This is a genomic window from Clostridium sp. CCUG 7971, assembly GCF_017590215.1.
Lineage (GTDB): Bacteria > Bacillota > Clostridia > Peptostreptococcales > Peptostreptococcaceae > Faecalimicrobium.
Map to the genome: position 1 here is coordinate 1 of NZ_JAFFPK010000165.1, position 13,109 is coordinate 13,109.

The 13,109-nt window shown below is 30.4% G+C and carries 11 protein-coding genes and 1 other RNA gene; 2 read left to right on the top strand and 10 right to left on the bottom strand.

All coding sequences use genetic code 11. From position 1 onward, the window contains the following. Positions 1-15: 15 nt before the first annotated feature. Positions 16-197, bottom strand: a non-coding RNA gene (ssrS, locus tag JWF52_RS17440) — 6S RNA. Between the two features lie 85 nt (positions 198-282). Then, entirely contained in the window at positions 283-1,101 is an 819-nt protein-coding gene (locus JWF52_RS17445; protein WP_286184254.1) for a hypothetical protein, read from the bottom strand. Between the two features lie 212 nt (positions 1,102-1,313). Between JWF52_RS17445 and JWF52_RS17450 the strand changes: the two genes are divergently transcribed. Then, positions 1,314-1,778: a hypothetical protein gene (locus JWF52_RS17450; protein ID WP_208334761.1), complete on the top strand. Its 465-nt coding sequence runs from the start codon at positions 1,314-1,316 to the stop codon at positions 1,776-1,778. Between the two features lie 36 nt (positions 1,779-1,814). Here JWF52_RS17450 and JWF52_RS17455 read toward each other — a convergent pair whose 3' ends face one another. From JWF52_RS17455 to JWF52_RS17485, 7 genes are all read right to left on the bottom strand, one after another. Then, positions 1,815-2,459, bottom strand: a complete 645-nt coding sequence (locus tag JWF52_RS17455; RefSeq protein WP_208334762.1) for a cyclodeaminase/cyclohydrolase family protein — start codon at positions 2,457-2,459, stop codon at positions 1,815-1,817. Positions 2,460-2,469: 10 nt separating this feature from the next. Next, positions 2,470-3,747 carry an imidazolonepropionase gene (gene hutI / locus JWF52_RS17460; protein ID WP_208334763.1) on the bottom strand — a complete coding sequence of 426 codons (1,278 nt, stop codon included), beginning with the start codon at positions 3,745-3,747 and terminating at the stop codon, positions 2,470-2,472. 4 nt (positions 3,748-3,751) lie between these two features. After that, on the bottom strand, positions 3,752-4,645 hold the full coding sequence (gene ftcD, locus JWF52_RS17465; protein ID WP_208334764.1) for a glutamate formimidoyltransferase: 894 nt from the start codon (positions 4,643-4,645) through the stop codon (positions 3,752-3,754). A gap of 118 nt (positions 4,646-4,763) precedes the next feature. Next, positions 4,764-6,797: a urocanate hydratase gene (hutU, locus tag JWF52_RS17470; protein WP_208334765.1), complete on the bottom strand. Its 2,034-nt coding sequence runs from the start codon at positions 6,795-6,797 to the stop codon at positions 4,764-4,766. An 18-nt stretch (positions 6,798-6,815) separates the two neighbouring features. Further along, positions 6,816-8,384: a histidine ammonia-lyase gene (gene hutH, locus JWF52_RS17475; protein WP_208334766.1), complete on the bottom strand. Its 1,569-nt coding sequence runs from the start codon at positions 8,382-8,384 to the stop codon at positions 6,816-6,818. Between the two features lie 195 nt (positions 8,385-8,579). Beyond that, positions 8,580-9,602 (bottom strand): proline racemase family protein, encoded by a 1,023-nt coding sequence (locus tag JWF52_RS17480; protein WP_286184255.1) that lies wholly within the window; start codon positions 9,600-9,602, stop codon positions 8,580-8,582. Between the two features lie 36 nt (positions 9,603-9,638). Beyond that, positions 9,639-10,613 (bottom strand): ornithine cyclodeaminase family protein, encoded by a 975-nt coding sequence (locus JWF52_RS17485; protein WP_208334767.1) that lies wholly within the window; start codon positions 10,611-10,613, stop codon positions 9,639-9,641. A 250-nt stretch (positions 10,614-10,863) separates the two neighbouring features. Between JWF52_RS17485 and JWF52_RS17490 the strand changes: the two genes are divergently transcribed. Then, on the top strand, positions 10,864-12,096 hold the full coding sequence (locus JWF52_RS17490; protein WP_208334768.1) for a CD0519/CD1768 family membrane protein: 1,233 nt from the start codon (positions 10,864-10,866) through the stop codon (positions 12,094-12,096). Positions 12,097-12,222: 126 nt separating this feature from the next. Here JWF52_RS17490 and JWF52_RS17495 read toward each other — a convergent pair. After that, a partial coding sequence (locus tag JWF52_RS17495; RefSeq protein WP_208334769.1) for a LacI family DNA-binding transcriptional regulator occupies positions 12,223-13,109 on the bottom strand: 887 nt, incomplete at its 5' end.

Below are 13,109 nucleotides of genomic sequence, written 5' to 3' on the forward strand. Positions count from 1 at the left end.
ACACTTTTTTATATTAAAAATCCCAAAACACCGGCGACCCAATAAATTCATACCCGAGATACTCCCAGGTGGGTGACCTACTATCTACTTTTAACTTCCCGTATATATACAGGCATGTTATCCATAGATGGACTCAGTCTCCCTTATAACATTTGTCGGTTGAATTTAAATAAGTCTATCGAATGCTTCAGGATTTTTATAATATTATTATATAACAAAATGCTAAATTTTAAAAGTAATTTTACATAGTAATTAATATAATATCAGTATTTTTTTGGAAATTTAATTATTGTCATCATCTATGTAGTCATCATCCTCATAAATTTCGTATTCATCGTCAAAATCTTCATCACCATATTCTTCATCTTCGTATTCATATTCGTCATCATCATATTCTTCATCTTCATCATAAGAGCTATCTTCTCCATCAGATCTTAAAAGACTTCCTAATAGTTTAAGGTTATTCATACTTCCTAGATTGTTTATATTGGCTAATGAACTTAAACTAAATCCACCTTCACCAAAATCATCTGGTAAAAATAATTCCGCAAATAAATCAATTTTCTTTTTCATATCTATAGCTTTTTCTATAGATTCTTTTCTCTTCTCTGGGAATACTTCTAATATTTCTTTTATCATCATATTCTTTTTATCATCTTCGTCCATACTTCTAAAAAAGTTTGTTTCTTCTTCTTGTATATCATCTATACCACTCAATCTCTTTATACCTTTTACTAAATCTAGTAAACTTTCTAGTTTTGCTAAAACTTTCATCTCATCTCTAGACATATATTTTTTAGTTCTAGTTATTATTTCCATTCCACGTTCTAAATCTTCATCACTTAAATCCATTAATTTCATACCCTTGTTTATATCATTCATATTAAATCCAAGCATACTATTACTACTCTTTCTCTCCCTTTTGGGGTTTGTTTTTTTAGGAATTTTAGGCTTTACTTCTTTTACTTTTTTCTTTTTTATAGATGGACCTCTAACTCCATCTGCATTAATTTCTTTTGGTTTATTTTTATTATTATCAAATAACGAAATATTTCCGTTACTAAGCGCGATCATTCCAAGTATCAACAGTAGATTATTCAATCACAGTCACCCCTTAAAATATACTTCTCCTCATATATAAAGTATGTTTTATTTGCTATTAATGTTACTTTTTTTTGTTCATATGCATATACATTATTTATAGGAAATCTTATTTATCTAAAATTTAATATCTCATTCATTTTTTTAAGATTATTTCTATATATAAATACTATGAGTAAAGTCTAATATATATTATAGAAAGGGGCATTTTTATGAAAAAAGTAAATACAGAAGCATTGGAGAAAATGGCTAAACAAAAAAATATTGATAAGGAAAAAATTGAACAAATTGCTGATAACTATAAAGGCAAATCTGAAAATGAACTTATGGATGAACTTATAAAAATAGGTAAAAATCTTCAAGGAAAAGATGAGGTTATATCAAAATTTAAGACATTCTTAGATGATGATCAACGTAAAAAATTAGATACTATAATGGGTAAAATTTCTGAAGCTGAAGTTCAAGACAAACTAGAAAGTAAAAAATTAAAGTCAAAAAAATCTTCTTCTGGAAATAAATCTTCTAAGGAAAGTACATCTAACCAAAATACACCTAAGAAGCATAAATCTAGTAAACATAACTCATCCGTACAAGATGAAAGTACATCTGAACCTAATGGTAATAAAAAAGTTAAAAAAGTAGTTAAAAAAGTTAAAAAATCTAATCATAATAACTAAAAAATAAAGCTAGAGTAACTACTCTAGCTTTATTTTTTAGTTATTAAGTTTATTGTGTATAGATTTCATTAGATTATCTTTGATTTCACTTCCTTCTAATAAAAGTTCCTCACATTCTTTACTGTAAACTTTATATAACTCTTTATTTTCAAGAGTCATTAAATTTACCTTTACATTTAATAAAGCTCCTTCTAGGCCACTGTATAGCATTAGTGTTCCTACTCCAATGTCAGTTATAGCGTTTTGGTTTCCATGTTTAGTTAGATACTCTAATAGTTGTAGTGCTTTAAAAGACAATTTAGCAGTTTTGAAAGGAACATCTATAGAAAATAATGTTGCATCTTGTATAGCAACCTTTCTAGCCTTAATTTCATCATCTGTATTCTTAGGCATTTTCATAGCTTTCATAACTTCATTAAATGATTCAGTATCTCTATCTATAAGCTCTATTAGCTCTTGCCTTATATCTCCAAGCTTATTGAACTTCTCTACAAACTCTGCTCTTACTTTTTCTTCTAAAGCTTCATATTTTTTCTTTCCAAAACTTAAGTGTGCCATCATTCTAGCAAGCCCTATACCTATATTACTTGATAGTGCAGCTACTGAACCACCACCAGGTGCCGGGGAATTAGAATCTACTTCATCCGAAAACTCAGACACAGTCATATCAACTAATTTCATATTTCTCCTCCTATATGGTATTGTTATAAATTACCCCTTTGTTATCTACTACTAATTTACCTTCTTTATAAACTTTATTCACATGATTTATTCCAAAATGATACATTAAATACTCTATATTAGGAGCATCAAATACTACTAAATCTGCTTTTTTTCCTACTTCTAATGAACCAATGTTATCTTGCCTATCAATTGCATATGCTGCATTTATAGTTACTGCATTTAGTACTTCATTTGGTGTCATTTTTAATCCTAAACACCCAAGTTGCATTACGAATTGTAAGTTTTCACTTGGACAGCTTCCCGGATTATAATCACTAGATAAAGAAACTGGTACTCCTAGTTCTATCATCTTTCGTGCATTTGCATAATCTTTATTTAGATTAAATGAAGTGGCTGGAAGTATATTGGCTATTACTTTATTTTTTGCCATCATTCTTAAACCTTCTTCACTTGCTGCCATTAAATGATCTGATGATATACATCCTAATTTAGCTGAGAGCTTTGCTCCACCTAATGAAACTATTTCATCTGCATGTATTTTTAATTTATATCCCATTTTTTTTGCTTTTGTTAATATATATTCACTTTCTTCTATAGTAAATACACCTTCCTCACAGAATACATCACAAAATTCTGCTAACTCTAATTCTTTAACCTTAGGCATCATATCATTTACTATTATATCTATAAACTCTTTATGATTCTCTTTATATTCTTGTGGAATTGCATGTGCGCCTAAAAATGTATGTACTAAATCTACTGGATGATTTTTATCTAAGTCTTTTGCAACTTTAAGTTGCTTAATCTCTGTTTCTAATTCTAGTCCATATCCACTTTTAGCCTCTGCAGTTGTAACTCCAAGTTCTAACATTCTATCTAAACTTTTTTTAGCTTTATAGTATAATTCTTTATCTGTAGCTTCTTTAGTAGACTTAACTGTACTAAGTATTCCTCCACCTTGATTTAATATTTCTATATACGGCACACCAGATATTTTTTTAGAAAACTCATTTTCTCTAGAGCCACCATGAACTAAATGTGTATGAGAATCTATTAATCCTGGAGTTACCAAAAGTCCATTTGCATCATCTATTTTAGTGTTTGAATCTATTAATCTTTCATAGCTATTTTTAGTACCTATTTCTGCAATTCTACCATCACTTATAGCTATATATGCATCTTCTATTAACTCTAGATTATTCATTTCTTCCCCAGATTTTGGGTAATCAAAACTTTTACATGTAGCCAATTTACCTATGTTTTTTATAATTAAATCTATCTTCATATCTCTACTCCATTAAACTAGTTTCTAAAACTTTATCTATACTAAAATTTTCTAGTCCTAAGTAATATGATGCTACATCTATTAATGACTCCATTGGGCAAAGACCTACTATCTCACTTCCAACTACATTTACACCATATCTTTTAGCTTCCATTTTTACAGTTTCAAAAGCTCTATACATACTCGTTTTAGTATAGTCAGTTAAATTCATAGTTACTTGAGTTATTCCTCTTTCTGGAACTTCTACTGGACCTGCTTTAATATATCTATATCCACCACTTGAAAATCTTATAGTTTTAGCTATATTTGCTGCTATTTCTATATTTGTAGTATCAAGGTTAATATTATAAGCTATAAGAGGTCTTCTAGCTCCTATAGCTATTGCTCCTGCACTAGGATGCTTCTTAGCTTGCCCAAAATCAGGCTTCCAGTTGGGATCTTCTAATTTTTCATCTAATCCTTCATATTGTCCTTTTCTAACAGTAGCCAAATTTTCTCTTTCTGGTTTAGATGCTGCATTTTCATATAAAAATACTGGTATTTCATATTTTGAAGCAACTTCTTCACCTAACTCTTTAGCTAATTCTATAGCTTCTTCCATCGTCATATCTTTTATAGGGATAAATGGGCATACATCTGTAGCACCAAATCTAGAATGCTGACCTTTATGGACATTCATATCTATAACATCTTTAGCAATACCTATAGATTCTAAAACTGCATTTTTAACTTTTTGAGGTTCCCCTATAACTGTAACTACTAATCTATTATAGTTTTTATCTGCCTCGTAATTTAATAATTTCACTCCTTCTTTTCCTCTTAATGGATTTATTATCTTTTCTATTTTATCTAAATCCTTACCCTCACTAAAATTAGGAACACATTGTACTATTGCCATATTTGGACCCCCTTTATATTTAAATAAATATAATTACAAGATAGCTTATTTTTTAAGCTACCTAGCAACTATATAAAACTATTACCTTATTAATACTATTTATCTGCTTTAATTAAAATTATAAATTTTCTATTGTTTCATTGATTAAATTATCATCAACTATATATGGAAGTGTTATATGATCCTTTCCTTCGCACATTTTGTTATACTCTATTACTGTAGATATAGAGTTTTCATTTCTGGCCCAAGCACGTCTAGCAACTCCACTCATAACGTCCCAAGGCATTGAAGTTCTTAGTATATCATCAACTCTTTGAGAACCATCTAAAACCATCCCAAATCCGCCATTAATAGACTTTCCTATACCTACGCCTCCACCATTATGAAGGGCTACTAAACTCATTCCCCTTGCACAGTTTCCTGCAAAGCAATGAGTCGCCATATCAGCCATTATATTACTTCCATCTTTTATGTTTGAAGTTTCTCTAAATGGAGAATCTGTACCTGATACATCATGATGATCTCTTCCTAGCATAACTGGACCTATTTCTCCTCTTCTTACCATATCATTGAATTTTAAAGCTATATTTGTTCTTCCCATAGCATCTTGATAAAGTATTCTCGCTTTTGTTCCTACTACTAATGCATTTTCTTTAGCATCTCTTATCCAAGCCCAGTTATCTCTATCTTGATATCTTCTATTTGGGTCAATTAAATCCATAGCTGCTTTATCAGTTTTTATTAAATCTTCCTCTAGTCCACTTAAACAAACCCATCTAAATGGACCATATCCATAATCAAATAGCTGTGGACCTAATATATCTTCAACATATGATGGGAATATAAATCCATCTTTTTCATCTATCCCATTTTTAGAAATTTCACTGCATCCTGCATCATAAACAGCTTTCATAAAGCTATTTCCATAATCAAAGAAATATACTCCTCTATTATGTAACTCTTTTATAGCTTTAAAGTGGTTTATAAGAGTTTCATTAACTAATTCTATAAACTTATCTTTATCTTCTGATAATAGTCTTGTTCTCTCTTCAAAAGTTATACCTTGTGGGCAATATCCTCCATCATAAACAGCATGGCAAGATGTTTGATCTGATAATAAATCAATATGTATATTATTTTCTATTGCATATTCCAATAAATCTACTATATTTCCATGATAAGCAATTGCACAAGGCTTGCCTTTTTTCATACACTCATAAGCCACTTCAAATGACTCTTTGCAAGTTTTTGTTACCTTACTTACCCATCCTTGAGTATATCTAGTTTCTATTCTTGAATAGTCAACTTCTGCTATTATACCTACTCCACCTGCAATTTCTACAGCTTTTCCCTGAGCACCACTCATTCCTCCTAAGCCTGATGTTACAAATAATTTACCTTTTAAATCTGAATGTTGGTCTACTCCTAAAACTAATCTTCCTGCATTTAATAATGTTGAATATGTTCCATGAACGATTCCTTGTGGACCTATATACATCCATCCACCTGCTGTCATTTGTCCATAATTAGATACACCTATTGCTGCAGCTCTTTTCCAATCTTCTTGATTATCAAACATACCAATCATAAGACCATTAGTTAATATAACCCTTGGAGCATCTGGTTTTGATTTAAATAATCCAACTGGATGACCTGATTGAAGTACTAAAGTTTGATCCTCTGTTAATACTTTTAAGTATTCTTTAACTAGAGCATACTGCATCCAATTTTGAAACACTTGACCTGTTTCTCCATAAGTTACTAGTTCATAAGGATATAAAGCTATGTCAAAATCTAAGTTATTATCTATCATAACTTGAAAAGCTTTTCCTTCTATACATTTACCTTCATAATCATCTATAGAAAATCCTTTTAAATTTCCTTCTGGTCTAAATCTATATCCATAAATTCTTCCCATTGTCATTAATTCATCTAAAAATTCTTTTGATAGCTCATCATGATACTCCTCTGGTATATATCTTAAAGCATTTTTTAAAGCCAATTTAATATCTGAATGTGATAATTTTGCTTCTCTTTTTGGTGCTCTTCTTATTCCCTCTATAAAATGCGGCGTTTCTTGAGGAACATAATTTAATTTTATACTCATAGAATCTTTTATATCTTCATTTAGTATATTTAATGTTTTTTCCATATAAATACCTCCTTTTATTTAACTCAAACTTTCAACTAATAGTTCTTCATCCATTAAAAGCTCACATTCTATAGCTTTTTCAACTTCTTCAACTAATAGATTTTTCTTTATTAAGTCTTCTGATATATTTATATCCTTATACATTATTCTATCTTTATCTACAAATGGAGTATTTTCTCTAACTACTCTATATGCTGCTTCAGTACCTATTCCAAGTTTTTTCTTACCTCTTAAATCTATAGCCTGAGCAGCTCCTAATATTTCCATAGATAGTACTTTTCTTGTGTTTTCCATTATTTCTCTTGCTTTTCTTGCTGCTATTGTACCCATAGATACATGGTCTTCTTGGTTTGCTGATGATGGTATTGAATCTACACTTGCTGGATGTGCTAAAACTTTATTTTCTGATACTAGTGATGCCGCACTATATTGAACTATCATAAATCCTGAATTTAGACCACCTTTATTTACTAAGAATGCTGGTAATCCATGGCTTAATGCTGGGTTTACTAATTTCTCAAGTCTTCTTTCTGATATATTTGCTATTTCTGATAGAGCTATTCCTAAAAAGTCAAAGCTTAAAGCCATTGGCTGGCCGTGGAAGTTACCTCCCGATATTACTTCTTCTTCTTGTGGGAATATTATTGGATTGTCTGTAACTGAATTGATTTCTATATTTATTTTATTTTTTACATATTCAAGTGCATCTTTACTCGCTCCATGAATTTGCGGTGAGCATCTTATTGAGTATGCATCTTGAACTCTCATTTGACCTTGTTTAGTTGTCATTTCGCTTCCTGATACTATATTTAATATGTTTTTAGCAGTATTAATTTGTCCCTTATGAGGTCTTACTGAGTGTACTTTTTCATCCATTGCACAAGTTATTCCATTTAATGCTTCCATAGTCAAACCTAATGCTATATCTGCAGTTTTTAAAAGGTTCATTGAGTCATATAATGTTAATAAACCTACTGATGTCATAACTTGCGTTCCATTTATTAAAGCTAAGCCTTCTTTTTCTGATAAATACTCTAACACATCTATACCTGCTTTTTCCATGGCTACTTTAGAATCTAACCTTTCACCTTTATAAATCGCTTCTCCTTCTCCTAACATGGTTAAAACCATGTGCGATAAAGGAGCTAAATCTCCTGATGCTCCTAATGATCCTTTTTCTGGTATTATAGGATGTACTCCTTTGTTTATCATATTGACTAAAGTTTGTAGAGTTTCTATTCTAATTCCTGAATTTCCTTTTGATAGAGCATTTACCCTTAATAACATAATTGACCTTACAATATCTTCACTTAAAGGATTACCTACACCACATGAATGACTTATTATTAGATTTTTTTGGAGTTGCTTTGAATCTTCTTTTGATATTGCTACATCTGAAAACTTTCCAAATCCTGTAGTTATTCCATAAGATATTTTTTCATTCTCTACTAAGTTGTCAACTAAATTTCTTGCTATCTTTACTTTACTTATAGATTCTTCACTTAGTACTACTTCATAACTATTTCGGCAAACGTTAACTACATCTTCAATAGTTAAGCTACTACCATCAATTAATACCCTTTTCATAACAGACTCTCCCCACTATTATTAAATTTGTTTAAATTTTCTCTATCACTTTAATTATTTCTATATATATGTCCACAATCCTTCATTATAATTTTATATTTTTAACTATAAAAAATATGACATCTGTAGGGTACAGATGCCATATGATTACTTATTTATACAAATAAATTAATGTAAAACTTACTTATTAAAATATTAGTTTCCGCTAATACGAAATCCTTGTGGAAGTGGATCTTTGGGATCTAATACTAACTGATTAAATCCCATGATATGTGATACTCCAGATACCTCTGTAATAACAGCATTATAATCTCCAACTTTGGTTTCTGAAATAACCTTTCCTTCCATTGGTGTATCAATTATACTTTTATTTATAAGAATTTGATCTTTATTTAATTCTCCCTTAGCATAATGAATCGCTACACGTCCACCGGTTCCAGATCCAGTTGGAGAACGATCTATTTGCCCTTGTGCAAATATGCAAACATTTTTAGTCAAAACTTTATCTCCTTCATCAACTACTGGCTCATAAAAAATAGTTCCATATAACCAGTTAATTCCCGGCTCAGTTGGATGATTAAATTCATGTTTATCCATTACTTTATGTTTAATTTCCATTCCAATTTTAACTAATAAATCTGCATCTTCTGATATTACACTTAAATTTACTTTGGTAACATCTATATATACATAAAACGCTCCACAGTAAGCTATATCTCCAACTACCGTTCCAATTCCATCCACTTCAACTTCAATATTTTCTTTATAAACGAAGCAAGGAACATTCTGGAAAGAAACTTTTTCTACTACTCCGTTTTTAATATAAGCTTTAGATTCAACTCGTCCACAAGGAGCATCAATTTTAACTAAATTTTCTCCTTCTTTCCCTTGAAGCATACCTACTTCAAAAGCAGTTTTTGTAAGACCTATAGTTGCATGACCGCACATAGAACTTAATCCTTCATTATGCGTAAATAAAACTGCAAAATCACCGTCTTCAGTTACAGGCTCACATAAAATACAACCATACATACCACTATGACCTCTAGGCTCAAGCATAATCATTTTTCTTAAATAATCATAGTTTTCTAAAACATATTTTCTCTTTTCTAAAATAGTTTTTCCTGGTATTTTAGGAAAACCTGAAGTAACGATTCTTGTGGCTTCCCCTCCTGTATGTGTATCTATACAATTTATAAGGTTTTTAAACTTCATCATGATAATGCTACCTCCATATATCCCAATATACGTTTTTTACTTAACTTTATAACCAACATCCTTTTCTAATGCTACTTTATAAATTCTTTCAGCTACAATCAAATCAAAAACCGCAATTCCAACTGATTTAAAGAAAGAAGTTGAATTTTTAACTTTATATTTTTCTTCATCCGAAGCAGAAAGAAGAAAATCACTAAATCTTTTTATATTATTTTTGTCAAGTATCCCCTTATTTATTGGCTGTATAAGATCCCCAGATTCTTCTAAAGCAATATCAGCATCTACATAAACTGAATCTAATAGTGGATATAGTGAGTCTGGAAATTCACGCATATTTGGCTTGTAAGAACCAATACCAATAAAATGCTTCCCTTTAAGTAATTCTGGATTCTCCGGTAAAGTTGGAGAGGTTGCTGTAGTTGTTGTGATAATAACATCTGATTTCTTTAATAGGTCTTTAGAGTCATTACAAATAATAATCTCAATCTCTAGTGACAATTGTTTTTGTAGCCTTTCTACAAAACTTTCTATATTCTTTGAATATGGATCGAAAATATAAATATTTTCGAAATTCCTTACTTGACAAGCATAAATCAATTGATAAAATCCTTGAACTCCAGCTCCTATTAATCCAACACTATTTACATTTTCTGGTGTAGTGTGCTTAATTCCTACGCCACCAACAGCTCCAGTTCTTAGTGCAGTTAATGTTTTTCCATCCATCATACACGTTGGCTTACCTGTTTCATAGTCATTTAAAAGCATAACTCCATCTAAAGAAGGAATACCCTTATTTATATTTTCAGGGAAAATAGTTAAAATTTTTGTCCCGAAACTCTCCTCTACAAAACACGGCATATAAAGCAGTGTTTTATTTTTGTAATCAACATGAAAACGATCTGGCATGTAATAACTTTCATCGTTATAGACTTTGTAAGCATACTCTATTGCATCTAAAATCTCTTTATAAGAGACAATCTTTAAAATATCATCATTATTTATAACTAGCATATTATTACCTCCTCTCTTTTTTATCTAATTCTAAAATCTTAATAAAATTTATTTTTACTTATTATTAAAAATATTTTTATATTTGTAATAGTATATTCATCATTATGCATTGTCAATTCATTTTAATAAAATAATTTCATTAAAATGAATTTATTTTATTAAAATAAATTGACTTGTGATATTTCATCTATATACAATATAAATATAATCAATTGTTAAATATTAAATAATATTGTTAAGGAGAGATTTTATGGATAATAAAACTATTCAATCAAAAAAGACTAACAATGTAGTAGACGATTATCAAAATAATTCTTGCGAAATACGTAAAGAGATTAGTAAAGGAACTTATTTATGTCTTCTTTTTGTAGTTGCTCTTGGTACGTATTTTGGGGTGGTCATGGGTGTTGGTACAATGTTTAGTGTTATTATGAAAACTGCACATGATTTATTGCTAAACACTGCTTTTTATATTATGGGAGTTGCTGTATTAGCTGGTGCCCTATCTTCTGTTTTTTCCGAGTTTGGTGTTACAGCTCTAATTAACAAAATAATATCTCCTATAATGAAACCTATTTTCGGATTACCTGGTGCTTCTGCTTTAGGAGCTATAACTTGCTATTTCTCAGATAATCCTGCAATTGTACCAATTTCTAAAGATCCAGCCTATGCAAAATATTTTAAAAAATATCAATGGGCTACAATGGTCAATTTTGGTACTACTTTTGGTATGGGTATTATCATATCTGGTGGAATTCTTGGAATTGAAGCTGGTAAATTTACTCCTAGTGTTGTTATAGGAACAATTTGCGCTATTATCGGTGGAATCATCAGTAATAGATTATTGATGCGTTATGCAAAGAAACTTTACGGAAAAGAAGCCGAAGTCGATCAACAATATCTCGATTCTGAAATTGTAAATGTAAAACCTGGATACCGTAAAGTTAGAAGCGGTAGTCCATTTCAAAGAGGGTTAAATGCAACGTTTGACGGTGCAAAGGCTGGCGTAGACTTAGGATTAAGTATTATACCTGGAATCTTAATTTTCTGTACACTTGTAATGATGTTAACAAATGGTCCTAGTCTTGTTGATGGCAAGGAGGTTTATCTTGGTGTTGCTTATGAGGGTACTGGTCTTCTTACTCTAATTGGTGATAAAATTTCCTTCCTACTTAATCCATTATTTGGTTTCGCAAATTCAGCAGTTCTAGGGCTACCTTTAACAGCATTAGGTGCATGTGGCGCATCTATAGCTGGTGCTAAATCTTTAGCTGAGTCAGGTCTATTGAATGCTCATGACATGACCGTTTATTTTGCAATTGCATATTGCTGGGCTGGTTTCCTTTCTACTACAGCTAGTATGGCTGATAGCTTAAAAGTAAGAGAAGTTACTACAAAAGCAATGATCACTCATTTAATTGGAGGTCTTTGTGCTGGTATAATTGCAAATTATATGCACACTCTTCTTTTCATGATTTTTTAATAAAAAAGACTGATGTAGTATCGAAATACTAAATCAGTCTTTTTTATATTTTGAGAGAAATTAAAAATTTTACTATCTTATTAGTTTCATTTAACCAGATATGCTTTTTAAATCCCTTTTAAAGTATTATATTTTTTTTCTTTCTATAACACTTTCTCTTTCTACTATTCTATATGGTAATTCTATCTTTTTATTTTCTAATTGTTCTTTATTTATCATTTTTATTACCATTCTTATAGCAACTGCTCCAATATCGTATAATGGTTGATGAACTGTAGTTAATTTAGGTCTATACATTTTAGCTATTTTAACATCATTAAATCCAGCTACTGATATATCCTCTGGAACTTTATATCCTGAATCACATATAGCATTTATTGCACCGATTGCAGCTTCATCTCCTGTTACAAACGCAGCATGTGGTATTATTCCTTCATCTAATAATTCTTTCATACTCTTATAGCCAGTTTCATAAGTTGTTCCACCGTATTTTATTAAACTTTGATCTAACTTTATTCCTTTTTCATTTAGAGCATCTTCGTAGCCTGATAATCTTTCCATTTCTAATACAGTATCATCTTCACTTGTCATCACAAATGCTATTTTTTCGTGACCTTTATCAACAAGATACTTAGTCATATCATAAGTAGCTTCTTTATTGCTTGTACTAACTGTGTGTATATCATAGTTTCTAGCAGTCTTACTTATATATGTTGCTGGTATACCACAATTTTGGATATACTCTATATGATCTTCTTCTACTTTCCAAGATATCATAACTATACCTTCTACTTGTTTTGCTCTTAATAAGTTTATACTTTTTAATTCTTGCTCTTTATCAGAGTATGTATTTGCTAAAAGTATATCATAGTCATACATTTTTGCTACTTCTTCTATTCCATTTAGTATCTCATTTACGAAAGAGTCAGATACTTCTGGAACTATTACTCCGATTAATTGACTTTTTTTAGTTACCAGACTTCTTGCAAGTGGATTTGGAATATATCCAGTTT